Source organism: Lactobacillus sp. UMNPBX19, assembly GCF_002553805.1.
Classification (GTDB): domain Bacteria; phylum Bacillota; class Bacilli; order Lactobacillales; family Lactobacillaceae; genus Lactobacillus.
Genome location: NZ_PCYR01000001.1, coordinates 135,628 through 161,815, shown reverse-complemented (window position 1 = coordinate 161,815; position 26,188 = coordinate 135,628). Strand labels below are relative to the sequence as shown.

At 34.8% G+C, this 26,188-nt stretch carries 27 protein-coding genes, 1 pseudogene and 1 riboswitch; of the genes and pseudogenes, 24 read left to right on the top strand and 4 right to left on the bottom strand.

Annotated elements, in window-relative coordinates:
- Positions 1-62 precede the first annotated feature (62 nt).
- Positions 63-1,511, bottom strand: a pseudogene (locus CP370_RS00855) (APC family permease).
- Between the two features lie 434 nt (positions 1,512-1,945).
- On the opposite strand from CP370_RS00855, the gene CP370_RS00850 reads away from it, so the two are divergent.
- From CP370_RS00850 to CP370_RS00805, 10 genes are all read left to right on the top strand, one after another.
- Positions 1,946-2,977 (top strand): sugar-binding transcriptional regulator, encoded by a 1,032-nt coding sequence (locus CP370_RS00850; protein ID WP_004897703.1) that lies wholly within the window; start codon positions 1,946-1,948, stop codon positions 2,975-2,977.
- Positions 2,978-3,031: 54 nt separating this feature from the next.
- Positions 3,032-4,048 (top strand): type I glyceraldehyde-3-phosphate dehydrogenase, encoded by a 1,017-nt coding sequence (gene gap / locus CP370_RS00845; RefSeq protein ID WP_003647012.1) that lies wholly within the window; start codon positions 3,032-3,034, stop codon positions 4,046-4,048.
- Between the two features lie 106 nt (positions 4,049-4,154).
- Positions 4,155-5,366 carry a phosphoglycerate kinase gene (gene pgk, locus CP370_RS00840; RefSeq protein WP_087712825.1) on the top strand — a complete coding sequence of 404 codons (1,212 nt, stop codon included), beginning with the start codon at positions 4,155-4,157 and terminating at the stop codon, positions 5,364-5,366.
- 18 nt (positions 5,367-5,384) lie between these two features.
- Positions 5,385-6,140 (top strand): triose-phosphate isomerase, encoded by a 756-nt coding sequence (tpiA, locus tag CP370_RS00835; RefSeq protein WP_004893957.1) that lies wholly within the window; start codon positions 5,385-5,387, stop codon positions 6,138-6,140.
- 46 nt (positions 6,141-6,186) lie between these two features.
- Positions 6,187-7,485 carry a phosphopyruvate hydratase gene (gene eno, locus CP370_RS00830; RefSeq protein WP_087712826.1) on the top strand — a complete coding sequence of 433 codons (1,299 nt, stop codon included), beginning with the start codon at positions 6,187-6,189 and terminating at the stop codon, positions 7,483-7,485.
- A 123-nt stretch (positions 7,486-7,608) separates the two neighbouring features.
- On the top strand, positions 7,609-7,842 hold the full coding sequence (secG, locus tag CP370_RS00825) for a preprotein translocase subunit SecG (protein ID WP_004897700.1): 234 nt from the start codon (positions 7,609-7,611) through the stop codon (positions 7,840-7,842).
- 83 nt (positions 7,843-7,925) lie between these two features.
- Complete coding sequence (rnr, locus tag CP370_RS00820) at positions 7,926-10,268, top strand: ribonuclease R (RefSeq protein ID WP_087712827.1); 2,343 nt, start codon at positions 7,926-7,928, stop codon at positions 10,266-10,268.
- Between the two features lie 14 nt (positions 10,269-10,282).
- Positions 10,283-10,738, top strand: coding sequence for an SsrA-binding protein SmpB (smpB, locus tag CP370_RS00815; protein WP_012846432.1), 456 nt, complete (start codon positions 10,283-10,285; stop codon positions 10,736-10,738).
- 12 nt (positions 10,739-10,750) lie between these two features.
- Entirely contained in the window at positions 10,751-11,320 is a 570-nt protein-coding gene (locus CP370_RS00810; protein ID WP_012846431.1) for a GNAT family N-acetyltransferase, read from the top strand.
- A 186-nt stretch (positions 11,321-11,506) separates the two neighbouring features.
- Entirely contained in the window at positions 11,507-12,076 is a 570-nt protein-coding gene (locus CP370_RS00805) for a TetR/AcrR family transcriptional regulator C-terminal domain-containing protein (RefSeq protein WP_087712828.1), read from the top strand.
- On the opposite strand, the gene CP370_RS00800 is transcribed toward CP370_RS00805, so the two are convergent.
- Together CP370_RS00800 and CP370_RS00795 are read right to left on the bottom strand one after the other, a co-directional pair.
- The gene (locus CP370_RS00800; protein WP_087712829.1) at positions 12,073-12,588 is read right to left on the bottom strand and encodes a hypothetical protein; all 516 of its coding nucleotides are present in this window, start codon (positions 12,586-12,588) and stop codon (positions 12,073-12,075) included. The genes CP370_RS00805 and CP370_RS00800 overlap by 4 nt on opposite strands.
- A 29-nt stretch (positions 12,589-12,617) precedes the next feature.
- Complete coding sequence (locus tag CP370_RS00795) at positions 12,618-13,478, bottom strand: Cof-type HAD-IIB family hydrolase (protein ID WP_087712830.1); 861 nt, start codon at positions 13,476-13,478, stop codon at positions 12,618-12,620.
- A gap of 76 nt (positions 13,479-13,554) precedes the next feature.
- Between CP370_RS00795 and CP370_RS00790 the strand changes: the two genes are divergently transcribed.
- The 3 genes from CP370_RS00790 (at position 13,555) to tsaE (ending at position 15,779) form a co-directional block, all read left to right on the top strand.
- Entirely contained in the window at positions 13,555-14,250 is a 696-nt protein-coding gene (locus CP370_RS00790) for a uracil-DNA glycosylase (RefSeq protein ID WP_087712831.1), read from the top strand.
- A 73-nt stretch (positions 14,251-14,323) separates the two neighbouring features.
- Positions 14,324-15,301, top strand: a complete 978-nt coding sequence (gene pta / locus CP370_RS00785) for a phosphate acetyltransferase (RefSeq protein ID WP_087283998.1) — start codon at positions 14,324-14,326, stop codon at positions 15,299-15,301.
- A gap of 1 nt (position 15,302) precedes the next feature.
- Positions 15,303-15,779: a tRNA (adenosine(37)-N6)-threonylcarbamoyltransferase complex ATPase subunit type 1 TsaE gene (tsaE, locus tag CP370_RS00780; protein WP_004893981.1), complete on the top strand. Its 477-nt coding sequence runs from the start codon at positions 15,303-15,305 to the stop codon at positions 15,777-15,779.
- Positions 15,780-15,795: 16 nt separating this feature from the next.
- On the opposite strand, the gene CP370_RS00775 is transcribed toward tsaE, so the two are convergent.
- Positions 15,796-16,329, bottom strand: coding sequence for a 3'-5' exonuclease (locus CP370_RS00775; protein ID WP_004893984.1), 534 nt, complete (start codon positions 16,327-16,329; stop codon positions 15,796-15,798).
- Between the two features lie 117 nt (positions 16,330-16,446).
- On the opposite strand from CP370_RS00775, the gene murB reads away from it, so the two are divergent.
- The 11 genes from murB to crcB all read left to right on the top strand — a co-directional run bounded on the left by murB (position 16,447) and on the right by crcB (position 26,149).
- Positions 16,447-17,352 (top strand): UDP-N-acetylmuramate dehydrogenase, encoded by a 906-nt coding sequence (gene murB, locus CP370_RS00770; protein WP_087284003.1) that lies wholly within the window; start codon positions 16,447-16,449, stop codon positions 17,350-17,352.
- A 65-nt stretch (positions 17,353-17,417) separates the two neighbouring features.
- Positions 17,418-18,509 (top strand): ABC transporter ATP-binding protein, encoded by a 1,092-nt coding sequence (locus tag CP370_RS00765; RefSeq protein ID WP_012846425.1) that lies wholly within the window; start codon positions 17,418-17,420, stop codon positions 18,507-18,509.
- A gap of 3 nt (positions 18,510-18,512) precedes the next feature.
- Positions 18,513-19,325 (top strand): ABC transporter permease, encoded by an 813-nt coding sequence (locus CP370_RS00760; RefSeq protein WP_012846424.1) that lies wholly within the window; start codon positions 18,513-18,515, stop codon positions 19,323-19,325.
- Positions 19,322-20,119 (top strand): ABC transporter permease, encoded by a 798-nt coding sequence (locus tag CP370_RS00755; RefSeq protein ID WP_004893996.1) that lies wholly within the window; start codon positions 19,322-19,324, stop codon positions 20,117-20,119. Before CP370_RS00760 ends, CP370_RS00755 begins: the two co-directional genes overlap by 4 nt.
- On the top strand, positions 20,116-21,189 hold the full coding sequence (locus CP370_RS00750) for a PotD/PotF family extracellular solute-binding protein (protein WP_087712832.1): 1,074 nt from the start codon (positions 20,116-20,118) through the stop codon (positions 21,187-21,189). The genes CP370_RS00755 and CP370_RS00750 overlap by 4 nt, the downstream gene beginning before the upstream one ends.
- Before the next feature lie 41 nt (positions 21,190-21,230).
- Positions 21,231-22,079, top strand: coding sequence for a diadenylate cyclase CdaA (gene cdaA, locus CP370_RS00745; protein ID WP_012846422.1), 849 nt, complete (start codon positions 21,231-21,233; stop codon positions 22,077-22,079).
- Complete coding sequence (locus CP370_RS00740; protein WP_012846421.1) at positions 22,076-23,044, top strand: YbbR-like domain-containing protein; 969 nt, start codon at positions 22,076-22,078, stop codon at positions 23,042-23,044. The genes cdaA and CP370_RS00740 overlap by 4 nt, the downstream gene beginning before the upstream one ends.
- A gap of 24 nt (positions 23,045-23,068) precedes the next feature.
- Positions 23,069-24,424 (top strand): phosphoglucosamine mutase, encoded by a 1,356-nt coding sequence (gene glmM, locus CP370_RS00735; RefSeq protein WP_012846420.1) that lies wholly within the window; start codon positions 23,069-23,071, stop codon positions 24,422-24,424.
- A gap of 21 nt (positions 24,425-24,445) precedes the next feature.
- A riboswitch (Fluoride riboswitch) is annotated at positions 24,446-24,508 on the top strand.
- A gap of 87 nt (positions 24,509-24,595) precedes the next feature.
- Complete coding sequence (locus tag CP370_RS00730; protein WP_004894009.1) at positions 24,596-25,411, top strand: Cof-type HAD-IIB family hydrolase; 816 nt, start codon at positions 24,596-24,598, stop codon at positions 25,409-25,411.
- Positions 25,404-25,793 carry a CrcB family protein gene (locus CP370_RS00725; RefSeq protein WP_004897682.1) on the top strand — a complete coding sequence of 130 codons (390 nt, stop codon included), beginning with the start codon at positions 25,404-25,406 and terminating at the stop codon, positions 25,791-25,793. The genes CP370_RS00730 and CP370_RS00725 overlap by 8 nt, the downstream gene beginning before the upstream one ends.
- Positions 25,790-26,149: a fluoride efflux transporter CrcB gene (crcB, locus tag CP370_RS00720; protein WP_011161795.1), complete on the top strand. Its 360-nt coding sequence runs from the start codon at positions 25,790-25,792 to the stop codon at positions 26,147-26,149. The genes CP370_RS00725 and crcB overlap by 4 nt, the downstream gene beginning before the upstream one ends.
- The last annotated feature ends 39 nt before the right edge of the window (positions 26,150-26,188 follow it).

Here is a 26,188-nt window from a genome sequence, read left to right as displayed (position 1 = left end):
TAAGAGTTGGATTGATCGTCTTTTGGTATCTGAAAGTTAGTTTTTTCCCAGACACTTTGTAATTAATCCATTAGTGGATTATTACCATCTTCTTTTTTCTTGATTGCTGGTAAAATCAATCCTAAAGCGATCAAGATAATTGGAGTAATAATATTAAGGAAAAGTGTAAATGGATCAGGAGAGTAAATTCCTAAAATACAACATGCAGCTGTTACAATGAAACACCAAATTCCAGCAGTATACGCAAGACCTTGATTTTTTGTCATTTGATAAGAAGTATCAAATTTTGTTTGATGCTTTCTAAGAGCAATATAAGCTGCAAATACCCATAAATAACGCATTGGCATTGTAGTAGAATTTAATTTAACTAATTGTGCCATAACAGCTTGTGCATCTGGTAGTAAAGCTTGAGCTGCAATTAAACCACCGGAAAGGATAACAACCATCCAAATACCGTTGATATATGCTCAATGTTTATTAACTTTAAGGAGTTTCTTAGGGATGAAGTTTTTAGCTTCCTTACTACCTAATAACATTCTAAGTGGAGCATCGATACTAATAACTAAGGTAGAAAATTGTCCAATAACGTTACACCATGAATAGATATACATAAACAAGCCACCAACATGGTAATATTCACCTAAACGCTGGAATGCCATATAAGCACCGTTTGAAATATATTCATTTAAGTTATTGTTAACGACCTTAGGATCAAACATCAAAGCCATGGCAAATGTTCCTAAAATAGCAGAAATCATAACCATAATAGCAAGAGCCATCATTGCTTTCGGGAAGTTTTTTGAAGGGTCTTTAACTTTATTTACAATAGGGAGATATTTTTTCACATCCACCAACAGCAAAAACTAGAATTGAAAGAGAAGTTAAATACTTAATATTGAATGTTGGCGTTAAACTTTTCCAATTAAAGTTAATTGAATAATATCCTGCGTGAGGGTTAATTGCTGGAGCAGCAAACATCATAATGATAAACAAAATGGACATGATAAACATTGATGATCCAGCAATAGTGGCTAAACTTTTAAGAACAGGAATTCCTTTACTAGTGACCCAGCAGAAAAATAGGAAAACAACTAAAGTAGCAAGTTGAGTCCACGCTGTTGGAAGACCATCGTACCATTTGGTATTTCCAAAAATTCCCCAAGCCATCGCTCTTAAGCCACCGGTACCTTTACTGGAAATATAAACGACGTGACAAGCTCAATACGTCCATCCGGCATAATATGCCCATTTTGCACCCATGGTCGCATTAACCCAAGATGAGACACCACCGTTGGCATTTTTAAATGTAGCGCCTAATTCTCCAACCATTAACGCATAGGGAACAAAATAGAGTAAAAACATTAGAACCCAACTGAAAACGACCTTAGTACCATCGAAGTAAACATAACCATTTACAACATTGCCAAAGCCCCAAACAGTTGAAAATGCCATCATTGCCAGTGTAGACCAAAGCATTTTTTTGGCGTCAGACTTTTTTCTTCTTCGATCATAAAATAACCTTCTGTCTATGTACATAATTAACACCAAGTCTAATTATAACGAAAACGCTTACAAATGATAGGCTATTTCTAAATAAACCGAGTAATTAAATGATACAAAAAAGCAGCCAGCATACGCTGGCTGCTTTTATGCGCCCCCTGAGAGTCGAACTCAGATTTTAAGAACCGGAATCTTACGTGCGATCCATTACACTAAGGGCACGACAAACTAAAATAAGTATATCAGAAAATGTAGAAAGTACAAATTAATTATTCTGAATGATATATCTTGAATTTAAAAAAAGATATTGCTATACTAAAAACTGTCGAGAGAGAAATGTGAATTGAAATATAGTTAATTCGCGTCTCTCTAATATTTTTAAGCTTTTTGGGTCGCTTACCGTCATATGGTGGTATCATTTTTGACCCAATAGAGGGAGCGAGCAATGGACTCGGATTTAACCTTGTTGCAAAGCTTAGTTCCTGATGTTTTAAAAATAATTCGGCAACGTTTTCTTGTTCTTGAACAGATTTCGCTGTTAGCTCCAGTTGGGCGAAGAGTTGTTGCTAAAAAATTAGGATTAAGCGAGCGCAATGTGCGAACTGAAACTGATTATTTACGGCAGTTAGGACTCATTAATATCCAGAGCTACGGTATGGAATTAACTGATAAAGGAAAGAGAACTTTAAAAGAAGCTGCTCCTTTAATCGATCGTTTGTTTAACGCTAGTCAAACTGAAATTGAATTGGCACAAAAATTAGGGATCGATCGAGCTATTATTGTTCCTGGTGATATGGATCGACAAGAGCGCGTTGTTGACTTAATGGGTGAACAACTTAACTCGGCACTTGATTTACTTTTACCATTAGGAAAAAGTATTATTACCGTTTTAGGTGGTACTACTGTGGCGGGAGTGGCACATCATCTTTCTCCTAAATTAAGCCGCTATCGGGATTTGTTATTTGTTCCCGGAAGAGGAGCAGTTGGAGAAAGCGTTGAAATCCAGAGTAATACTGTTGCTCAGATGATGGCTTCTGAGACAGGTGGAAAGCATAAAGGGCTATATTTACCTGAAAATGTTTCATCTGAGGCTTTGACTTTATTGCTTCAAGACACAGATATTGCGAATGCGATTTCAAACATTTATAATAGTGATATGGTGATACATGGAATTGGGAGAGCAGATGTCATGTCAAAAAGACGTGGCTTAGATGTAATGACTAGTTCCAAGCTTCGAAATGATGGAGCTGTGGCCGAATGTTTTGGGTATTTCTTTGACCAACAAGGTAGACTTGTAAAACGTATCCCACGGATCGGTCTTCAATTAGAAGACTTAGATAAAATACCTCATGTATTTGCAATTGCTGCTGGGGCTAGTAAAGCCTCTGCAATTGTAGCTTACATGCATCATGCTCCTAAACAAACGTGGTTAATCACGGATGAAGGAGCCTCAAACTTGGTTTTAAAGGGGAAGTAATTCCCGTTTAAAATAAATTGTTACTTACATATTTCCTAAGGAGGAATATAGGATATGACAGTTAAAATTGGTATTAACGGTTTCGGCCGTATTGGTCGTTTAGCATTCCGTCGTATTATGGATTTAGGCGAAAAGTCTTCAGATATTGAAGTTGTTGCAATCAACGACTTGACTACTCCAGCACTTTTAGCTCACTTACTTAAGTACGACTCAACTCATGGTACTTTCAACCACGAAGTTTCAGCAACTGATGACTCAATCGTAGTTGACGGTAAGAAGTACCGTGTTTATGCTGAACCACAAGCACAAAACATTCCTTGGGTTAAGAACGATGGCGTTGACTTTGTTCTTGAATGTACTGGTTTCTACACTAGCAAAGCTAAGTCAGAAGCTCACCTTAAGGCTGGTGCAAAACGTGTATTAATTTCTGCACCTGCAGGTTCAGACTTGAAGACCATTGTTTACGGCGTAAACGATGATACTTTGACTGCTGATGACAAGATTGTTTCAGCTGGTTCATGTACTACTAACTCATTAGCACCAATGGTTAATGCTTTACAAAAAGAATTCGGCATTGAAGTTGGTACTATGACTACTATCCACGCTTACACTTCAACTCAAATGCTTTTAGATGGTCCTGTACGTGGTGGTAACTTACGTTCTGCACGTGCTGCAGCTATCAACATTATTCCTCACTCAACTGGTGCTGCTAAGGCTATTGGTCTTGTTGTTCCAGAATTGAACGGTAAGTTGAACGGTCACGCACAACGTGTTCCAGTTCCAGATGGTTCTGTAACTGAATTAGTTTCAATCTTAAGCAAGGATGTAACTGCTGACGAAGTTAACGAAGCAGTTAAGAAGTACGAAAGTCCTTCATTTGCATACAACGACCACAATATCGTTTCTAGCGACGTTTTAGGTATGACTGCTGGTTCAATCTTTGACCCAACTCAAACCATGGTAACTACTGCAGGTGACAAGCAATTAGTTAAGACTGTTGCTTGGTACGACAACGAATACTCATTCACTTGCCAAATGGTTCGTACTTTATTGAAATTTGCTACTCTTTAATCATTAATTGTTTATTACTGATTTTAAGTAAGCAGACGAGAGAAGGCGGAGGGAATTACTTCCTCCGCCTTTTTTCAAATAATCTATCGGAGGTAAATTAGTTTAAATGGCTAAATTAATCGTTTCAGACCTTGATCTTAAAGGTAAAAAAGTTTTAGTTCGTGTTGACTTCAATGTTCCAATTAAGAATGGTGTTATTGGTGACGACAACCGTATTGTTGCTGCATTACCAACTATTAAATACATCATTGATCACGGTGGTAAAGCAATTTTGCTTAGCCACTTGGGTCGTGTTAAGTCAGATGCTGACAAGAAAGAATTGTCATTACGTCCAGTAGCAGAACGTTTAAGTGAATTATTAGAAAAGCCTGTAACTTTTGTACCAGAAAACGAAGGTAAAGAAGTAGAAGAAGCTATCGACAACATGAAGGATGGCGACGTTGTCGTTCTTGAAAACACTAGATTCCAAGATATTGACAACGACTTTGGTAAGCGTGAATCTAAGAACGATCCAAAGCTTGGCGAATACTGGGCAAGTCTTGGTGATGTATTTGTAAACGATGCATTTGGTACTGCTCACAGAAGTCACGCTTCAAACGTTGGTATTGCAACTGCTATGAAGAAGGCTGGTAAGCCTGCAGCAGCTGGTTACTTACTTGAAAAGGAAATTAAGTTCTTAGGTGATGCTGTTGAAAACCCAGTTCACCCATTTGTAACTATTCTTGGTGGTGCAAAAGTATCAGATAAGATTGGTGTCATTGAAAACTTAATTCCTAAGTCAGATCACATTTTAATCGGTGGTGGTATGGCTTATACTTTCTTAGCTGCACAAGGTCACAAGATTGGTAAATCATTGTTTGAATCTGACAAGGTAGAACTTGCTAAGAGCTTGCTTGAAAAGGCTGGCGACAAGATTGTTCTTCCAGTTGATAACGTTGCAGCTACTGAATTCTCAAATGATGCTCCTCACGAAGTTGTTGGTGACGATATTCCTGACAACGAAATGGGTCTTGACATCGGTCCTAAGACTGTTGAAAAATTCAGAGATATCTTAAAAGATGCTAAGACTGTTGTATGGAACGGACCTATGGGTGCATTCGAAATGCCAAATTACGCAGAAGGTACTTTGGAAGTTGGTCGTGCATTAGCTGACTTAAATGATGCTGTAACTATTATTGGTGGTGGTGACTCAACTGCTGCTGCTAAGCAATTAGGAATCGCTCCTAAGATCAGCCACATTTCTACTGGTGGTGGTGCTTCACTTAACTACCTTGAAGGTAAAGAATTACCAGGAATCGCTTGTGTTTCTGACAAGTAAAATTAGGAGGAATTTTTAATGCGTACACCAATTATTGCTGGTAACTGGAAATTACACATGAACCCTGAACAAACCATTGAATTTGTTAATGCAGTTAAGGGTAAGTTGCCAGATCCAAGTAAAGTTGAATCAGTTATTGCTGCACCTGCAGTTGATCTTTATGTTTTAAAGAAGACTGCTGAAGGCTCAAACTTACATACTGGTGCAGAAAATGCATACTTTGAAGTTGAAGGTGCCTTTACTGGTGAAACTTCACCTAAAGTTTTGAATGAAATGGGTATTGACTACTGTATTATTGGTCACTCAGAACGTCGCGGTTACTTCCACGAAACTGATGAAGACATTAACAAGAAAGCTAAGGCTTTATTTGCTAATGGCGTAACTCCAATTATTTGCTGTGGTGAATCTCTTGAAACTCGTGAAGCTAACAAGCAAGATGAATGGGTAGTAGCTCAAATTAAAGCTGCTTTAGATGGCTTAACTGCAGAGCAAGTTTCTAAACTTGTTATTGCTTACGAACCAATTTGGGCTATCGGTACTGGTAAGACTGCTTCTGCTGATCAAGCTGAAGAAATGTGCAAGACTATTCGTGAAACTGTAAAAGACTTGTACAATGAAGAAACTGCTGAAAATGTTCGTATCCAATACGGTGGTTCAGTAAAACCAGCTAACGTAAAAGAATTAATGTCTAAGCCTGACATTGATGGTGGTTTAGTTGGTGGTGCTTCTCTTGATCCAGAATCATTCTTAGCATTAGTAAACTACCAAGATTAATTAACAATTTATTTAAACGGAATTAGAAGAAAAAAGGAGAATCTCCATGTCTGTTATTACTGATATTCACGCACGTGAAGTTCTTGACTCTCGTGGTAATCCAACCGTTGAAGCTGAAGTTTACACTGAATTAGGTGGCTTTGGTCGTGCTATTGTACCATCTGGTGCTTCTACTGGTGAACATGAAGCAGTAGAATTACGTGATGGTGACAAGTCTCGTTTTCTTGGTCAAGGTGTTTTAACTGCTGTTGAAAACGTTAATGGTGAAATTGCAAAAGCTATTATTGGCTTAGATGTAACTGATCAACGTTTAATTGACCAAACTATGATTGACCTTGATGGTACTCCAAACAAGGGTCGTTTAGGTGCTAACGCTATGTTGGCTGTTTCATTAGCAAGTGCACATGCTGCAGCTGATGAATTAGGTTTACCTTTATACGAATACTTAGGTGGACCAAACGCTCATGTTTTACCAACTCCAATGATGAATGTTATTAACGGTGGTAAGCACGCAGATAACAACGTTGATATCCAAGAATTCATGATTATGCCAGTTGGTGCTAAGTCTCTTCATGAAGCTGTTCGTATGGGTGCAGAAACTTTCCATACTTTGAAGAGCTTGCTTCAAGAACGTGGTGAATCAACTGCTGTAGGTGACGAAGGTGGTTTTGCACCAAACTTGAAGAACAACGAAGAACCATTTGAAATTTTAGTTGAAGCTATTCAACGTGCTGGCTACAAGCCTGGTCAAGATATTTCTATTGCATTTGACTGTGCAGCTTCTGAATTTTACAACAAGGATACTAAGAAGTATGTGACTGTTGCTGATGGCCGTGAGTACACTGCTGAAGAATGGACTTCACTTATGGAAGACATCGTTGACAAATACCCAGTTATTTCCATTGAAGATCCTTTGGACGAAAACGATTGGGAAGGTTGGAAAGTCTTCACTGAACGTTTAGGTGATAAGGTACAAATCGTTGGTGACGATTTATTCGTAACTAACACTAACTACCTTGAAAAGGGTATTAAGATGGGTGTTGCTAACTCAATCTTAATTAAGCTTAACCAAATCGGTACTTTGACTGAAACTTTTGAAGCTATTGAAATGGCTAAGGAAGCAGGTTACACTGCTGTTGTTTCTCACCGTTCTGGTGAAACTGAAGATACTACAATTGCTGATTTAGTTGTTGCAACTAATGCTGGTCAAATTAAGACTGGTTCAATGTCAAGAACTGATCGAATTGCTAAGTACAACCAATTAATGAGAATTGAAGAAGCTTTGGGTTCAACTGCTCAATACAAAGGGATTCATAGTTTCTACAACTTACACAAACAATTTTAATTAATATTTGAAATAAAAGAAAAAGGGACGTTGCTTTAGGTGACTCCCTTTTTCTTTTAGCATTCATTAGCTAAATATGGTAAAATCAGTACAGTAAGAAATTTAGGTAATGGAGGCAGCGCTTTGTATAATATCGTCATGACGCTACTCATCATTGTTAGCTTTTTAATTATTATTGCTACGTTGATGCAGCCGCAAAAGCAACAAGATGCCTTAAACGCATTGTCCGGCGGTGCAGTATTTAGCGGCCAGACAAAGAAGCGTGGATTTGAAGCATTAATGGAAAGGATTACCGCTGTATTATTGGTTCTCTTTTTTGCTCTTGCTTTGATCTTGGCAGTACTTTCATCCAAGTAAAAAAAACCTTCCGGTCACAGGAGGGCTTTTTTAATTTCTTTTAACTTAACTTATTTTATAAAGAAATTGAGGCAATTTATATAATGACACAGAATGAACGAGTTTTAGCTGATGTTTATGAAACATTTAGACATAATCCTCAAGAACAATATGATGTGGATCAACTTGAAAATGATCTTAGTCGTAGCCAAAGATTGAATTTTCCTGATTTGGTTAAAGCTTTAACTTTTTTAGAGCATAGTAAAAAGATTGTAACTGATGGTCAGGGAAAGTACCAGTTGAATCAATTAAACACCGTTGCTGAAGGTACCTTTAAGGCAAATGATAAAGGCTTTGGTTTTGTCAGATTTGATGATGAAAGCATGGAAGATGCCTTTATTGATAAACATAATACTAAATTTGCTATTGATCGGGACCGCGTTAAAGTAAAAATTATTGCTGGTGCTAATCCATGGAATGGCAAAGGTCCAGAAGGTAAAATCGAAGAAATTACTGAACGTGGTGTAGAAACTTTAGTTGGAGAATTTCATCCATACTCTGATGAAGTAGTGAAATCAAGTGGATTTTACGGTTATGTTGTTAGTGAAAATAGAAAATTAAAGAAATATAAAATTAATATCACTGATAATGGTGTTAAGCCACAAATGGGTGATATGGTGAAAATTTCTATTACTAAATATCCTGATGAAGATCAACCAGATGAAATGCAGGGTGTAGCACTTCTCACAATCGGTAATAAGAATGATCCTGGTGTTGATATCATGTCAATTGTTGTTGATAATGATATTCGGACTGATTGGCCTGAAGAAGCAATGGATCAAGCAAATAACATTCCTGATCATGTAACTGAAGAAGAAAAAAGTAAACGGGTTGATATTACCGATCAACCAGCTGTAACAATTGACGGTGACGATTCTAAAGACTTTGATGATGCAGTCGTAGTTTGGAAACTCCCTAATGGTAACTATCACTTAGGAGTACATATAGCTGATGTATCTCATTATGTAAAAGAAGGCACACCGCTAGATAAAGAAGCTTTTGCTCGTGGTAACAGTACATATTTAGTTGATCGTGTTATCCCAATGCTTCCATTTAGATTATCAAATGGTATTTGTTCTCTTAATGAAGGTGTAGAACGTTTAGTTCTATCATGTGATATGGAAATCACTCCAGAAGGTAAACGTGTTGGATATAGAATTTATCCATCAGTTATGAAGTCACATGGACGTTTAACCTACAATAATGTTAATAAAGTTCTTGATCCAAATAATCATGAAAAGCTAGAGCAAAAGTATGCAGATGCAGCCCCAATGCTTCATGAAATGGCTGATTTACATAATACTTTGTATAAAAAACGTCACCAACGTGGGGCTATTGATTTTGAAGAACCAGAAGCAAAAATTGTAGTTGATGATAAGGGTAAGCCAACAGATATTGTTCTTCATGAACGTGGAACTGCTGAAAAGATGATTGAATCCTTTATGTTGATGGCAAATGAAACTGTTGCCGAAGATTACTATAAGAAACATACACCTTTCCTTTATCGTGTACATGAAACTCCAGATCAAGAAAAAATGCAATCATTCTTTGAGTTTGTAAGTGCATTTGGACTAAACGTAAAGGCTGATCCAAGTGATGTAAAGTCAAAAGATTTGCAAAAGATTGTAGCTAAAACTGAGGGCACACCTGAAGAAGCTGTTGTTCAAATGATGATGCTTCGTAGCTTAAAGCAAGCACATTATTCTCCTGAACCACTGGGTCACTTTGGTTTAGCAGCTGAGTACTATACTCACTTTACTTCACCAATTCGTCGCTATTCTGATTTAATGGTCCACCGTATGATTCATGAATATGCAAATGAAAATATGGATCAAGATATTCAAAAACACTTTAATGCTCAACTTCCAGATGTTGCTGAACAAACTTCAACACAAGAAAGAAAATCAATTGATACTGAGCGAAGTGTAAACGATCTCAAGATGACTGAGTTTATGGCTGATAAAGTTGGTCAAACATTTGATGCAATAGTTTCTTCAGTAACAAGTTTTGGAATGTTTATTCAATTACCAAATACTGTTGAAGGTTTAATTCATATTTCTAATTTAAATGATGACTACTATAATTTTGATGAAAAATCATTAACTTTAACTGGACGTAATTCACATAAGCAGTTTAAGATTGGGATGCCAATAAAAGTTAAGTTGATTAGAGCTGACGTGGAGCAACATCAATTAGACTTTGAAATTTATGATCCGAATGCACCAAAGCGTCCTCAAAGAAGTAATAGTCATAGAAAACGTAGCTTTGATAAAGGACGTAAAAATAATGTAAACAAGAGAAATAGCAATACTTCTCATGTAAACAATGGTCATAATTTCAAGATTCGTCATCGTAAAACAACAGCTGTTAAGTCTAATAAAAAATAATTAGGAAGAAAACGATGAAACAAAAAGCAGATAATTTGATTGCTCAAAATAAAAAAGCAAGTCATGATTATTTTATTAAAGAAACTCTTGAAGCCGGAATTGCGTTAACTGGAACGGAGATTAAATCAATTCGTGCACGTAGAATTAATTTACGGGATGGATATGTTCAAATTATTAATGGATCTGCTTTTTTAGAAAATGTTCATATTAGTGAATATAAAGAAGGTAATCGCTATAATCATGATCCTCTACGATCACGGCGCTTGTTGCTTCATAAAAAGGAAATTGTTCGCTTAGCTGGAATTCAAGCTCAACAAGGAATGGCTATTATTCCTTTAAAAGTCTACTTAAAACATGGATTTGCTAAAGTTTTAATTGGTGTGGGACAAGGTAAGAAGCAATATGATAAACGTCAAACTATTAAAAAGCGTGATCAAGACCGTGAAATTCATCGTAAGTATGGGATTTAGTAGGTGAATTAAATGATTAGAAAGGCAAAATTAACTGATTTTCCTTTAGTTTATCCAATTTTAAAACAAATCTTTGACGAGATGGATATGGATACTATTAAAGCTCTTCCAGAGAGTCAGTTTTATGATTTAATGAAGCATGGCTTTTATTCTCCTCATTATCGTTACTCACATAATCGAATGTGGGTAGAAACAGATGATTTAGATCGACCAATTGGTCTCATAGTAATGTATGGCTATGACGATCAAGGTTTAATCGATATTTCATTAAAAAGTTCTTATCCGAAAGTTGGCTTGCCTCTGGATGCAGTTATTTTTTCAGATAAAGAGGCACTCCCGCATGAATGGTATTTAGATGCTATTGCTGTTTCTCCAAAACACTGGGGAAAAGGAATTGGACAGAAATTAATTAAAATCGCCCCTGAGATAGCACGACAAAATGGATATAAAAAGATAAGTTTGAATGTTGATCAAGATAATCCTAGAGCTGCTCGTTTGTACGATTATGTGGGCTTTAAAACTACTTCTACCATGACAATCGGAGATCGGATGTATAACCATATGGTTAAAAAAGTTAATTAAAATAAAAGAGAATCAATCATTAAAGAAAGATTGATTCTCTTTTTGTTATTAAATTTAAAGAAATATTTAAAAATAACATTAATTACATTATTAATATTGCACACAACTTAAAAACCTGTTAAAATAGTAAAGCTATGTAAGATTGGAGAGTGATCATAGTTTAATTAGAAAGGAAATTAGAATGAAATGCTGGATGAATTACAACGAGTTCAAATGGCTTTACATGATATGTTATCTCAACCAGACTTAAAGAAAATAAATATTTCTAAACTTTGTATTGAAGCCGGAATTAGTAGAAGAACTTTCTATTTACGATATGGAAAAATAAATAACTGTATTGAAGCTTGTATTTTGTTGGAGCTAAAAACAGAGTTACGTAAAAATGAAAAAAATAACTTAAGACAAATTCTTAATAGTTTATGTAGCTATATTCAAAAACATAAACAATATTTCTATAATGCATATAACTTCAGTGAAGAAAACTGTATGTGTGAAAAGATGAGGGAACATTTTTTTCAATATATTCGCTCATATGTTTACAAGCGAGGAAGTTTTTCAGAGCTCATCCTTAAACAATTGACTAATATCCTATATGATCGAATTTGTTTTTGGATTAGTCATAGCTGCAATAAAAGTTATAGTTATTTATTGGAAGATTTAGCAATCATTATTGAATTAATTGATTTTCAAAAGCACGTTTGTTCTCATCAATATCAAGTGTTTAATTTCTCACATTATTATTTAAACTGTGATTAAGAAAGTGCATTAATTTGATTTTGAAAATTAAAAGTTGGCAAAAATAGTGGTTTAGTATGCCACTGTGTAAAAAGCAAACTAATTAAAATAATAAAGGGGACGTCTTCAGGGCGTGAGATATCACAGCTCCAGGTAAGCCCCATGTCAGTGACTAGTGAAGAAACGCTAGCCACTTTTTTAATACCTGAGTAAAATCCGTATCTTCCTTGTTTTAAACTTCCTTTGATCCAATAATTTAACCGAGTAATATAGAATAAATTAGTAAAACGACTATTAAGTTTTTTTACTTTGATTAGAGAATGATTAACCACATCAACACTATAACTTGCTAAAAGATGGTTAGAGTCTAAATAAAGTCGACCAATTTCATTATGGTTAATATCAGTTAAAATGATTGGCTGGTTAAATTCATTAAGATTACCTTTTAAGATATAAACTATTTCACCCTGATCATTTTTTACTGGAATTTGACCACAAGTTTGACCATGTGTAAGTTGGACAGTATAAAGCATAATTTCATCTGCCTTTAGGAAAATTATGTTTATTTACAAAAATGACGAATTGCGTATGCAACTCCATTATTATTGTTACTTTTAGTAATAAAGCTAGCAATTTTCTTGATTTCAGGTGCAGCATTTTCCATTGCTACACCTACGCCAGCCATGCGAATCATTGATTCATCATTAAGATTGTCGCCAATGGCCATTACTTCATTTGGTTGGTAGCCTTGCAAGCGAGCATAATCCATTAAAGCAATCCCTTTTTGAGCTTTAATATTGTTAATTTCGATATTAGTAGAAGAACTCGCAGTGACAATTAAATCACCCATTTTTCCGATTTCTTCACGAATATGTTTAAATACTTTAGGGCCATCAGGATGAAAAGCAACAAATTTCATGGCTTCAAAGTCTGGTTTTTCAAGCAAATCTTTAAAGTCAGAAACATATTTAATTCTCATGATTTCATCTGAGCTAGCAGCAAAAGAAACTGCCTTTTTAAAAGTTAATTTTTTGTTGAGATCAACTAATAGATCAGAAAAGTTAGCAATTCTGCGCAAACGAGAATCTGAATAAACATTATCTGCAGCAACTATTTCAGAGTAAAAACCAGAATCTTTGAGTAATTTATTGATCTTAATGCTTTGGTCTTTAGGAATTGGTTCATTTACAATTAGTTTGCCAGCAGTATTAAAGACCATGGCGCCATTCAAATTAATGAATCCGGTATGAAGTCTGGCTTTAGCAAGTATGCCCTGAGATTCGGAAGGCGCCCGACCTGTTGCAACTAAAAATTCAACGCCTTTTGCTTGTGCTTCTTTTATAGCAGCAATGTTTTCAGATGAAATTTGCATTTGTTTATTTAACAACGTGCCGTCCATGTCACTTGCAATAAGTTTAATCATTTTAAGTCCTCCAATCTTTTATCTATATGATATCATGAACTTGGATTTCTTAGAGAGACAAGAGGATAGAATAAGTATGAAAAAATTAATTGGAAATGATTGGGATGAAGTTTTAGCACCAGCTTTTGAAAGTGAAAAGTATCAAGAATTACGTAATTTTTTAAAGAAAGAATATCAAACGAAACAGATATTTCCCGATATGTATCATATTTTTACTGCTTTTAAATTAACAAGTTTTGCAGATACGAAAGTTGTAATTTTAGGACAAGATCCATATCATAATCCAGGTCAAGCTACTGGGATGAGCTTTAGTGTTAATCCAGGAGTTCCATTGCCTCCATCTTTAAAAAATATTTATAAAGAACTATATGATGATGTGGGTGCAGTCCCAGTAAATCATGGCTACCTCAAAAAATGGGCAGATCAAGGGGTATTACTCTTAAATGCAGTTTTGACTGTACCATATGGAAATGCTAATGGGCACCAAGGTAAAGGATGGGAACTAATTACGGACACAACTATTAAGGCGCTAAGTGACCGAGGAAAAGTTGTCTTCATTTTGTGGGGAAAATTTGCACAAAATAAAATTCCTCTAATTGATGAGGGAAAGAATGTAATTATCAAATCTCCTCACCCTAGTCCTTTTTCAGCAGATCGTGGCTTTTTCGGTTCACGTCCGTTTTCTAGATGTAATGATGCTTTGATTAAATTTGGTGAAAGTCCAATTGATTGGCAATTACCACAAGAAGTAAACCCAGCAGATATGGCATAGTTTTTGTTTTGAGAAAAAGCTTTGAAATTGTAAAATATTATCTATAAATAAAAAAAGAAAGGCTTAATTTGTTATGAAAGTATTTGACTCACTTAAGAAAAAGGCAGAAGAATCAAAGAAAGTAATTGTTTTTCCAGAAGGAAACGATGACAGAATAATAAAAGCTGCTGTTCGCCTCGAAAAAGAAGGTATTGTTAAACCACTTTTGCTGGGAAAGCCTGATGAGGTAATAAAGACTGCCCAAAGTTTGAATGTTGATCTAGGCTCAATTGAAATTATTAATCCAGCAGTTTATCCAGATTTTGAAAAAATGTGTCAAGACTTTGTTGAGCTAAGAAAGGGAAAGAATACTTTAGCCGAAGCAAAGGAAATTTTACAAGATGTTTCTTACTTTGGCACTATGTTAGTATATGAAGGAAAAGCCGACGGGATGGTTTCAGGAGCTACTCATTCTACTGCTAATACTGTGCGTCCAGCTCTTCAAATTATTAAGACTAAAAAAGGTATGAGCCGTGTTTCAGGAGCTATGATCATGGAACGAGGAGATGAAAAGTATATTTTTGCTGATTGTGCTATTAATATTGATCCAAATAGTGAAACTCTAGCTGAAATTGCTTATCAATCAAGTAAAACCGCTGAAATGATTGGTCTTGAGCCTAAAATTGCAATGCTTAGCTTTTCAACTAAGGGATCAGCAAAGGGCCCAATGGTAACTAAGGTGCAAGAAGCGGCTGAGTTAGTACACCAAAAATATCCAGACTTAATTTGTGATGGAGAATTACAATTTGATGCTGCAATTGTTCCTCGGGTTGGAGAAGCAAAAGCCCCAGGTTCTGCAGTTGCCGGACATGCAAATGTGTTTATTTTCCCAGAACTACAATCTGGTAATATTTCTTATAAAGTGGCAGAACGTTTAGGTGGATTCAGCGCAATTGGTCCTGTATTGCAAGGTCTTGCTGCTCCAATTAACGATTTGTCACGTGGATGCAAGACGGAAGATGTGTATTTATTAGCTATTTTAACTGCTGCTCAAGCTAATATGGAGAAATAAAATGAACTCATTAGAAATAAATTCTGATGAACAGATGCAAAAGTTAGGCAACGCAATTGGTAAAAGTAGTAAGGGTCATGATTTATTGCTCTTATCTGGTGATTTGGGTGCCGGAAAAACTACATTAACTAAAGGGATTGCAAGAGCTTTAGGAATTAAACGTCCTGTTAAAAGTCCCACTTTTACAATTGTTAGAGAATATCGGGAAGGTAAGAGACCACTTTTCCACATGGATATGTACCGTCTAGAAGATGGAGACTTATCAAGTATTGATATGCCTGGATATCTAGCTGAAGATGGGTTGGTCGTAATCGAATGGCCGCAATTTATTATTGAAGACCTACCTAATGATTATCTTGAATTATCGATTAAGCGTGTAGATGATTCATGGGATTCTACCAAGCGAATAGTTGAATTTAAAGCTGTCGGAGAAAGAAACAAGCTTTGGTTGTCAGAAATAAAAAAATATTTTGAATAATAAAAAATGGTTAAGCTTAGATAGGCTTAACCATTTTTTTGATTGGATCATCTCCAACACGTTTATTTTCCTCAATTAAAATACCTGCACAAGCTTCGCTATCGCTTAAAGCATTATGGTGGTGCCATAAATTGATATTTAAAGCTTCTGAGACTGTATCTAGTTTATGATTAGGAAGATAGGGTTCAAACGCTTTACTAGTTGCTAAAGTATCAATTGCAAAGTAATGGGGTGCCGGAATATTATAGCGAGCCAGCGATTTCTCCATTACGCGGCAATCAAAGCGAGCGTTATGGGCAGCTACTAACATTCCTGGTTGATATAATTTTTTTATTTTTGGCCAGACTTCAGCCATTGTTGGAGCATTTTTTATGTCTTCAGCTGTAATGCCATGAATTCTTATATTTCTTCCATCAAAAGGCATTTGTGGATTGATAACTGTATAAAAACGATCCACAATTTCATTATTTCTAACCATAACTAAAGCAAGAGAACAGGCACTTTCCGGATGACTGTTTGCCGTTTCAAAATCCATTGCAGTAAAGTTCATTTTTATCCTCTAAATAAAACATTATTTTTCTTTTTAGTATAACACTTAAGGTAGAAAACTATCCATTTAATGCGGTATGATTAAAGAGATGATTATTTAAGGAAAAGAGAGATAAAAATGCAACTGATGGATTTAAAAAAACAGGGGATTGACATTCAAGAAAATATTCCATTGAGCCGTTTTACTTTTACTAAGACGGGAGGACCTGCGCAGTATCTTGCTTTTCCTAAAAATTTAAATGAGCTCGAACTATTAGTAGATACGATTAAAGAAAATAATATTCCTTTAACTGTTATTGGAAATGCTTCTAACTTGATCATTAGAGATGGTGGTATTTCTGGTTTAGTTTTGATTTTGACAAAAATGGACACAATTGTTGCAAATAAAGATGAGGCGACTGTTACAGCGGATGCTGGGGCAAGAATTATTGATACATCTGAAGCAGCATGTGAAGCTGGTCTAAGTGGACTAGAATTTGCGGCTGGTATTCCTGGTAGTGTAGGAGGAGCCGTCTTTATGAATGCGGGCGCCTATGGCGGTGAAACGGAATTTGTTATTAAGTCTGTTCGTGTCTTAACTCGTGCTGGTGAATTTAAGACTTACACACATGATGAAATGGAATTTGGCTATCGCCACTCCTTGGTTCAAGAAACTGGAGATATTGTTGTGAGTGCTACTTTTGGTCTTGAGCCCGGAGATAAATGGGCTATCAAAGCAAAGATGGAATATTTTAATGGTTTACGCAGAGCAAAACAACCACTAGAATATCCTTCTTGTGGAAGTGTTTTTAAACGTCCAGCAGGACATTTCGTAGGACCAATGATTATTAAAGCAGGTCTGCAAGGTAAAAGAATTGGTGGAGCAGAAGATTCAATGAAGCATGCAGGCTTTATTGTTAATGTTGGCGGTGCTACAGCTACTGATTATTTAGATTTAATTCATTTAATTCAAAAAACAATAAAAAAAGACTTTGGTATTGATTTACAAACTGAAGTAAGAATTATTGGAAAAGAAAAAGATTAGATACTAGTACAAAGCTACAAGTAACGGCTTGCAGCTTTTTTTATGAGGTAGATGGTGAGAAAAAAATGAGCGATATTATTAAATTAAAGCATGTTCGTAAGGAATATGATGATGGTTTTGTAGCACTAAAGGACATTAATTTAACGATTGGATCGGGAAAATTTTATTCTTTATTAGGACCATCGGGTTCTGGGAAAACTACTATTTTAAGAATAATTGCTGGATTTAGCGAACCAACGAGTGGACAAGTTTTTTTTGATGGGAAAGATATTACTAATTTAGATGCTGCTAAAAGGAAAATTAATACTGTTTTTCAAAATTATGCTTTGTTTCCTCATATGAATGTTTTTGAAAATGTAGCATTTGGTTTACAAATTAAGAAAAAGAATAAGCAAGAAATAAAATTAGCTGTTAAAGAAGCTTTACACATGGTTCAATTAGATGGTTTTGCGAATCGAGAAATTTCTGAATTAAGTGGTGGACAGCAGCAGCGAGTTGCAATTGCTAGAGCAATTGTTAATCAGCCAAAGGTACTACTTTTAGATGAATCTTTATCTGCCTTAGATAAACGTTTAAGAAAAGATATGCAATTTGAATTACGTGAAATTCAAAAAAAGCTGGGGATTACTTTTATTTTTGTTACTCATGATCAAGAGGAAGCTCTAGCGATGAGTGATGAAATTTTTGTTCTAAATGAAGGGAAAATTCAACAAAGTGGTAGTCCGGTTGATATTTATGATGAACCAGTTAATGACTTTGTTGCTCGCTTTATTGGCGATTCTAATATCTTAAGTGGACGAATGATTAAGGATTATGAAGTAGAATTTGGAAATCATCGTTTTGAATGTGCTGATGCAGGTATTAAACCTGGTGAAAAGGTAGAGGTCGTTTTAAGACCGGAAGATTTAGATATCACTGATATTGAACATGGAAAACTAAGAGTTGTGGTTGAAAGTCAGCTCTTTTTAGGAGATCATTTTGAAATTAAGGCCATTGATAGTGACGAAAATGAATGGTTAATTCACTCAACTAATCCAACTAAAATTGGTAAGAAAGTAGGAGTATATTTTGATCCTGAAGATATTCATGTTATGCGTTTTGGCGAAAGTGAAGCTGAATTTGATAAGCGTTTAGAGGCATATGAAGGAGAGGAGTAAGATATGAAAAAAAGTAAATTGTTTTTTCTCATTCCTTATATTCTATGGATTGGCTTATTTGTTATCGCCCCGATTATTTTGATTACAATTAATGCATTTAAAGGGGATGATGGCTTTACCTTAAAGAATTTTCAGCAATTTTTTGTTAATGGTACTTTTTTAAGAATGACTCTAAATTCATTTTGGTATGCATTCTTAATTACCTTAATTACGCTGCTAATTTCTTATCCAATTGCCTATATTTTAAGCCAAATGAAAAACCAACAATTTTGGCTGTTATTGATTATTTTGCCTACTTGGATTAACTTGCTTTTGAAAGCTTACGCATTTATTGGCATTTTTAGTAAGCATGGACTATTGAATAATTTTCTACGCCTTTTTGGAATAGCACCTGCAAATATTTTGTTTACTGATTTTGCCTTTATTTTTGTTGCAGCTTATATCGAAATTCCATTTATGATTTTGCCAATTTATAATGCAATTTGTGATATTAATCCTGCTGTAATTCAAGCAGCTTATGATTTAGGCGCAAGTAAATGGCAAACATTTATTAAGGTTTTATGGCCACTTTCAAAATCTGGAGTTGAGTCAGGAATTCAAGCAGTATTCATACCTTCACTTTCTTTATTTATGCTAACTAGGTTAATTGGAGGAAATCGAGTAATTACCCTTGGTACTGCGATTGAAGAATACTTTATGACGACTATGAATTGGTCAATGGGTTCGACAATTGGTGTGGTATTAATAGTGTTAATGGTGATTGTTATGCTCTTTACCTCATCAGATCATCATCATAAAAAGGAGATCAAACTATGAAAAAAATAAAATGGTCCCGAATCTATTTTGCTTTTGTTCTGGTTTTGATGTATTTACCCATTTTTTATTTAATATTTTATTCTTTCTCAAGTGGTCATAATATGGATCATTTTGAAAAGTTTACTTTAAGTCATTATCAGGATCTTTTTAATGATAATAGGCTATTAGCCATTTTTCTAGAAACAATTTTACTAGCACTCTTATCTAGTTTAATTGCCACTATAATTGGTACTTTTGGAGCAATTGCAATTAGTCAGACTAAAAATAAAAAAGGACGAAAAACTTTGCTAGCCTTAAATAATGTTTTGATGGTATCACCAGATGTAATTATCGGGGCGAGTTTTTTAATCTTCTTTACTTTTTTAGGGATTGGCTTAGGTTTTGGATCTGTTTTATTAAGCCACATTGCTTTTTCAATTCCAATTGTTGTATTAATGGTTTTGCCCCGCTTAAAAGAATTTGATTATTCTTTAGTAGATGCTGCTCGAGATTTAGGTGCATCCACTTGGCAAGTTTATAGCAAGGTAATGATTCCGGCTATTACACCAGGAATTTTAGCTGGCTTTTTTATGGCTTTGACTTATTCCTTAGATGATTTTGCAGTTACTTTTTTTGTGACAGGAAATGGTTTTTCAACATTGTCAGTAGAAATTTATTCACGTGCGCGCCAAGGAATTAACCTAGAAATTAATGCCTTGAGTACTGTGATGTTTATTTTTGTAATGATTTTAGTACTTATTTATTATGTAATTACTAATCATAAAACTCATATTGGTAAGGGGCGTGCACAATGAAGAAACTATTAATTGGAATAGTGACTATTTTATTAGTCTGCTTTGGCTTAGAAGCTGGGGCCAAACAATTAAATAATAATGGTGTTAGCGCTAATAATAAAAATTTGATTATCTATAATTGGGGTGATTATATTGACCCCAAGCTAATCAAGAAATTTGAAAAACAAACTGGATATCATGTAATTTATGAAACATTTGATTCTAATGAAGCCATGTACACGAAGATAAAACAAGGTGGTACTGCATACGATATTTGCGTCCCTTCAGACTACATGATTTCAAAAATGCGTAAGGCTAACTTACTTGATAAAATTGACACTAAGAAAATTCCAAATTACAAAAATATTGGGAGTGAGTTTTTACATCACTCTTTTGATCCAAAAAATACCTACTCTGTTCCGTATTTTTGGGGAACGTTAGGGATTGTATATAATGATAAATTTGTAAAACCCGGGCAAATAAAGCATTGGAATGATCTCTGGTCCAAGGATTATCGGCATAATATTTTATTAGTCGATTCTGCTAGAGATATTATGGGACTCTCTTTAGCGTCTATGGGAAAGTCTTTGAATACTACTAATTCCTTAGATCTAAAATTAGCAAAAACAAAGTTGGACGGTCTCGGCCCCAATGTAAAAGCAATTATTTCAGATGAATTAAAAATGTATATGATTCAAAATGAAGCTGCTGTTGGAGTAACGTGGTCTGGCGAGGCTCGTACAATGCTAAACGATAATAAACACTTACATTATGTAGTGCCACCTGAAGGCTCAAACTTATGGTTTGATAATTTTGTCATTCCTAGGACCGTAAAGAATAAAAAAGGTGCTTATGCTTTTATTAATTTTATGCTTGATCCTAAAAATGCTGCTCAGAATGCAGAGTATATCGGGTATGCAACTCCTAATGTAAAAGCTCAAGAATTATTACCAAAGGAAATAAAAAACGATAAACAATTTTATCCAAGTAAACAAGCAATGAACAATTTACAAGTTTATCAAGACTTAGGTCCAAAGAAAATTCAAGAATATAATGATCTATTTCTCGAATTTAAAATGTATGGTCGATAAGAGCTGGGTTTAGGTATAATTGAATTTTTAGGAGGGTGGCAATGAAGTTTAATATTGAGCAAATATTTACCTGGCAAAACCTGATGAATATTATTGATATTTTAATTGTATGGTACATTATCTACCGTTTAATTATGTTGGTAAGAGGGACTAAAGCAGTTCAATTAGTTAAAGGGATATCATTAATTATTCTGGTTAGAATTGTAGCTGGGTTGTTACATTTACATACGTTAACGTATTTTGTCGATCAAATTCTTTCTTGGTCAGTAATTGGAATAATTGTTATTTTCCAGCCAGAAATTAGGCGTGGCTTAGAGCATTTAGGTAGATCACCAATTTTTGGTGGGACTACAATGACTGAAAAGCAAGCTGCTGAAAGGATGATTGGAGAATTAGATAAAGCAATTCAGTATATGTCAAAAAGAAGAATTGGTGCTTTGATCACGATTCAACAAAATACAGGACTAGAGGACTATATTGAAACCGGTATTCCAATTGATGCTGATATCACCGGCGAATTATTAATCAACATTTTTATACCTAATACGCCATTGCACGATGGTGCCGTAATTATTCGCAATAATCGAATAGCAGTTGCTGCAGCTTATTTACCTCTTTCTGATAATAGTATGATTCCTAAAAAGCTTGGGACACGTCACCGTGCAGCTGTTGGTATTTCAGAAGTTACTGATGCAATTACTATCGTTGTTTCAGAGGAAACAGGTGGGGTAACTATTACTCGTAATAGCCAGTTTATGCTTGATCTAACTAGAGAAGAATATTTGAAATATTTAAATGCTCAATTAGTTCCAAAAGAGGAAGAAGAAAAGCCAAAGTGGTATCAAAGAATTGTAAATCATGTTTGGAATTGGGGGTCAAATAAAAAATGAAAAAGTTTTTTGATAAACCTTGGTTCTATCGAATTATTGCTTTGATTTTGGCTATTTTATTAGCTGTTTATGTAGCATCTAATCAGCAAGGTTATGTTACTCAAGGCCGACGTGAAGAAACATTAAAAACTGCAACTAAAACCCAGGTAATTAAGGCGCCCTTACAAGTTTCAGTTAATACGGATAAGTACTATGTAACGGGATATCCTGAAAAAGTAAATTTAACTTTAGAAGGATCGAATGCTTTAGTTACATCTACTATTAATACTCAAAACTTCCGTGTCTACATTGATTTAAGTCATTTAAAAACAGGAGAGCATACTGTACCAATTAAGGTAAATGGTTTAAGTAGTCAATTAACTTATAATATTAGCCCAAGTAAAGTACGCGTAAATATTCAAAAGAGAAAATCTCGTACTCTTCCTGTACAAATAGAGTATAATAAGAATGCTGTAGCTCGTGGGTATAATCTTGGAACTGCTAAAAGTGATCCAGAAGTAGTTAATATTACTGGAGCTAAAAGCGAAGTTAACCAAGTTGATCGAGTAGTAGCTCGGGCAAATTTACCAAAGGGAATAGACAGCACATTTGAACGTGAAGAAATGCTGGTAGCACTTGATAAAGATGGACATCAGCTTAATGTCGTTATGGATCCAGTAACGGCATATATTACTATCCCAATTAACTTATCTAAAAAGAAGGTTAAGATAAATGTAACTTCGAAGAATGAATCTTCGACTCATGTTTATTCTTTAACTGCAAAGAAAGAAAATATTGAGATATATGGTGATGAAAATACGCTCAAGAAAATAACGTCTCTTCCTTTAAAGGTCGATTTAAGCGGTATTGATCATGATGTTACAAAAAATATCACACTTAAATTGCCAGATGGCGTTGTTAAGGCATCACCATCAGTAATATCAGTTCGTATAAAAGTAACTGATGCTACTGCTAAAAAAGAATAAAACAAGGAAAGGTTGTTAAAAATTATGCTTAAATATTTTGGAACAGATGGTGTACGGGGGGTTGCTAATGCTGGCTTAACTCCAGAGATGGCTTTTAAATTAGGTCGTGATGGAGGATACGTTCTTACTAAGGATAAAAAGGATGGAGAAAGAGCTAAGGTATTAGTTTCTCGTGATACACGTATTTCTGGACAAATGTTAGAGTATGCATTGATTTCGGGTTTGCTTTCCGTCGGAATTGAAGTTTTAGAAGTTGGTGTAATTACTACTCCTGGTCTTTCTTACTTAGTACGTGCACAAGGTGCAGATGCTGGTGTTCAAATTTCAGCTTCACATAATCCAGTTGAAGATAATGGAATTAAATTCTTCGGCAGTGATGGCTTGAAGCTATCTGATGCTAAGGAAGAAGAAATTGAAAAATTAATTGATGCACCTGAAGATAAACTTCCACGTCCTTCTGCAGAAGGTTTAGGAACTGTAACGAATTATCATGAAGGTGCATCTAAGTACTTACAATTTATTGAAAATACTTTACCAGAAGAATTAAGTGGAATTAAAGTTGTTGTAGATGGCGCTAATGGTGCTGCTAGCGCATTGATTTCAAGATTATTTGCTGATATGGGAGTTGACTTTACTACCATTGCAACTCATCCAGACGGTTTAAACATTAATGATCATGTGGGTGCAACTCATACTAAGAAATTACAAGAAGAAGTTGTAAAACAAGGTGCTCAATTAGGTTTAGCATTTGATGGGGATGCTGATCGTTGTATTGCTGTCGATGAAAATGGTAACGAAGTTGACGGTGATCACATTATGTACGTTATTGGCTCATATCTTGCTGATCATGGTCGCTTAAAGAAAGATACAATTGTTACAACTGTAATGAGTAACCTTGGTTTTACAAAGGCTTTGGAAAGACGTGGCCTTAAAAATATAAGAACACAAGTTGGTGACCGTTATGTTTCAGAAGAAATGAGAGCTAATGGTTATAATCTTGGTGGAGAACAATCCGGTCACGTTATTATCAGCGACTACCACAACACCGGTGATGGGATGCTTACGGGATTACATTTATTATATGTAATGAAGGATACCGGTAAATCCCTCAGTGAATTATTGAGTGACTTTAAAGAATACCCACAACGTTTAATTAATGTTCCTGTTGAAAATAAAAAAGACTGGAAAGAACATAAACGCATTACTGAAGCCATTGAAAAGGTTGAAAAAGAATTAAGTGATGAAGGACGTATTTTTGTTCGTCCATCTGGAACTCAGAGTTTGCTTCGTGTAATGACTGAAGCTCCAACACAAGAATTAGCTGACAAGTACTGTGAAGAAGTTGCTAAGGTTGTTGAAGAAGAAATGGGTTCAAACTAATTATTTTTGGCTTTATTTAAAATTTAATATGGTGATGGTGTTCACCAATTTAACCGATTAATATTTGACGACGCCTACTTTCTTGTATCAACAGGGAGGTAGTGTCGTCTTTTTTTATGCATTTTTGTATAATAGAAAGGAGAGTAACCGATTACATAAGGAGAAAAACTAATGAATATAAAATTAATTGCTGTAGATCTTGATGGAACATTATTAAATGATAAACAAGAAATAAGTGTTAAAACCAAGCAAGCACTTCAAAAGGCATCAAAGATGGGAATAAAAATAGTTCCTTGCTCAGGTAGACCATTTCCAGGTATTAAGGACTATCTTAATGAATTGGACTTAAAGGATTCTACTCAGTATGTGGTTGCATTTAATGGAGCTTTAGTGTTAAATTCTCAAGGAAAAGCAATCGTTGAAGAACTGTTAAGCTATAATGATTTTATCTTTTTTGAAAAGATTGCTGATAAATTACAAGCAAATTTTCATATTGAAGTAAGAGATAAGTTTATTACATTAGATCATTTTATTAACTATTATCTATCACGTGAAAGTTGGTTAACAAGAATGCCAATAGAGGTTTCTGAACTAAAAGATATTTCGGAAGATATTAAATTTACTAAGGCAATGTTTTCAGGATCTCCAGCTGAAATGAAGAATATTTATGGGAATTTATCAGAGGAAGTATTTGAAAGATATAATGTCTCAACTTCAGATGAAACTTTGATTGAGATTAATTCTAAGCATGCATCTAAAGGAAATGCTTTAAAAGAGTTAGCTAAAAAACTAAATTTAAAAGAAGATGAAGTAATGATTTTTGGTGATCAAACTAATGATATTTCTATGTTTGATGTGCCGGGATTCTATAAAGTAGCTATGGGAAACGCGGTTTCTGAGATAAAAAAGCGTGCTAATTTTATAACTAAAACAAATAATGAAGACGGAATAGCGTATGCATTAAGAAGGCTGGTTTTTAATGAATAGACGATTGAAAAATTATTTAAGTGTAGGGATTTTTGCTTTTTTTGGAGGCGGACTGCGAGCCTATTTAAATTTAATCTGGTCACAGACTGGAACTTTGACTGCTAATATTATCGGCTGCTTTTTATTGGCATTTTTTACTTATTTTTTTGTTGAATACCGAGAAGGAAGAGATTGGCTAGTTACTGGACTAAGTACAGGATTTGTTGGTTCCTTTACTACTTTTTCAAGTTTTAATTTAGATACTCTTAAGCAATTAGAAAGTGGGATGAATAGTCAAGCAACTATTTATTTCTTTAGTTCGATCTTTATTGGTTTTTTATTTGCTTATTTGGGAATGTTAGTAGGTAAAAGAACAGGTAGAAAGTTGGCAGAAAAAGCATGATAACAGTTTTAACAGCCGGATTCGGAGCTATTTGGGGAGCAATTTTAAGATATGGCATTACTAACTATGGTAAAAAACATTGGTCTGAGAAATTTCCGTACGCAACGCTATTAATAAATCTTACAGGAGCATTTTTATTGGGATTTATTTTTTCTCGTAAATTCTCACCCTTTATCTATGCTTTGATTGGAACAGGAGTATTAGGCGGTTATACAACATTTTCAACGTTAAACGTTGAATTGCTGTCTCATTGGCGAGATCGTAATTACAGTGTATTCACCCTATATGCATTGCTATCATATGGTGGTGGCTTAATTTTAGTATTTTTAGGATATAAAGTAGGTACTTTGATTTAGATCTCAATAAAAAAAGAATGTATCAGATTCCGATACATT

Coding starts and splice junctions, on each gene's coding strand:
- pgk (WP_087712825.1), top strand. CDS start 4,155: ATGGCTAAATTAATCGTTTCAGACCTTGATCTTAAAGGTAAAAAAGTT.
- crcB (WP_011161795.1), top strand. CDS start 25,790: ATGATAACAGTTTTAACAGCCGGATTCGGAGCTATTTGGGGAGCAATT.
- CP370_RS00810 (WP_012846431.1), top strand. CDS start 10,751: ATGATTAGAAAGGCAAAATTAACTGATTTTCCTTTAGTTTATCCAATT.
- CP370_RS00850 (WP_004897703.1), top strand. CDS start 1,946: ATGGACTCGGATTTAACCTTGTTGCAAAGCTTAGTTCCTGATGTTTTA.
- CP370_RS00775 (WP_004893984.1), bottom strand. CDS start 16,329: ATGAACTTTACTGCAATGGATTTTGAAACGGCAAACAGTCATCCGGAA.
- CP370_RS00790 (WP_087712831.1), top strand. CDS start 13,555: ATGAAAAAATTAATTGGAAATGATTGGGATGAAGTTTTAGCACCAGCT.
- glmM (WP_012846420.1), top strand. CDS start 23,069: ATGCTTAAATATTTTGGAACAGATGGTGTACGGGGGGTTGCTAATGCT.
- tpiA (WP_004893957.1), top strand. CDS start 5,385: ATGCGTACACCAATTATTGCTGGTAACTGGAAATTACACATGAACCCT.
- murB (WP_087284003.1), top strand. CDS start 16,447: ATGCAACTGATGGATTTAAAAAAACAGGGGATTGACATTCAAGAAAAT.
- pta (WP_087283998.1), top strand. CDS start 14,324: ATGAAAGTATTTGACTCACTTAAGAAAAAGGCAGAAGAATCAAAGAAA.
- cdaA (WP_012846422.1), top strand. CDS start 21,231: ATGAAGTTTAATATTGAGCAAATATTTACCTGGCAAAACCTGATGAAT.
- smpB (WP_012846432.1), top strand. CDS start 10,283: ATGAAACAAAAAGCAGATAATTTGATTGCTCAAAATAAAAAAGCAAGT.
- tsaE (WP_004893981.1), top strand. CDS start 15,303: ATGAACTCATTAGAAATAAATTCTGATGAACAGATGCAAAAGTTAGGC.
- CP370_RS00725 (WP_004897682.1), top strand. CDS start 25,404: ATGAATAGACGATTGAAAAATTATTTAAGTGTAGGGATTTTTGCTTTT.
- CP370_RS00730 (WP_004894009.1), top strand. CDS start 24,596: ATGAATATAAAATTAATTGCTGTAGATCTTGATGGAACATTATTAAAT.
- CP370_RS00755 (WP_004893996.1), top strand. CDS start 19,322: ATGAAAAAAATAAAATGGTCCCGAATCTATTTTGCTTTTGTTCTGGTT.
- CP370_RS00795 (WP_087712830.1), bottom strand. CDS start 13,478: ATGATTAAACTTATTGCAAGTGACATGGACGGCACGTTGTTAAATAAA.
- rnr (WP_087712827.1), top strand. CDS start 7,926: ATGACACAGAATGAACGAGTTTTAGCTGATGTTTATGAAACATTTAGA.
- gap (WP_003647012.1), top strand. CDS start 3,032: ATGACAGTTAAAATTGGTATTAACGGTTTCGGCCGTATTGGTCGTTTA.
- CP370_RS00750 (WP_087712832.1), top strand. CDS start 20,116: ATGAAGAAACTATTAATTGGAATAGTGACTATTTTATTAGTCTGCTTT.
- CP370_RS00805 (WP_087712828.1), top strand. CDS start 11,507: ATGCTGGATGAATTACAACGAGTTCAAATGGCTTTACATGATATGTTA.
- CP370_RS00765 (WP_012846425.1), top strand. CDS start 17,418: ATGAGCGATATTATTAAATTAAAGCATGTTCGTAAGGAATATGATGAT.
- CP370_RS00800 (WP_087712829.1), bottom strand. CDS start 12,588: ATGCTTTATACTGTCCAACTTACACATGGTCAAACTTGTGGTCAAATT.
- CP370_RS00760 (WP_012846424.1), top strand. CDS start 18,513: ATGAAAAAAAGTAAATTGTTTTTTCTCATTCCTTATATTCTATGGATT.
- eno (WP_087712826.1), top strand. CDS start 6,187: ATGTCTGTTATTACTGATATTCACGCACGTGAAGTTCTTGACTCTCGT.
- CP370_RS00740 (WP_012846421.1), top strand. CDS start 22,076: ATGAAAAAGTTTTTTGATAAACCTTGGTTCTATCGAATTATTGCTTTG.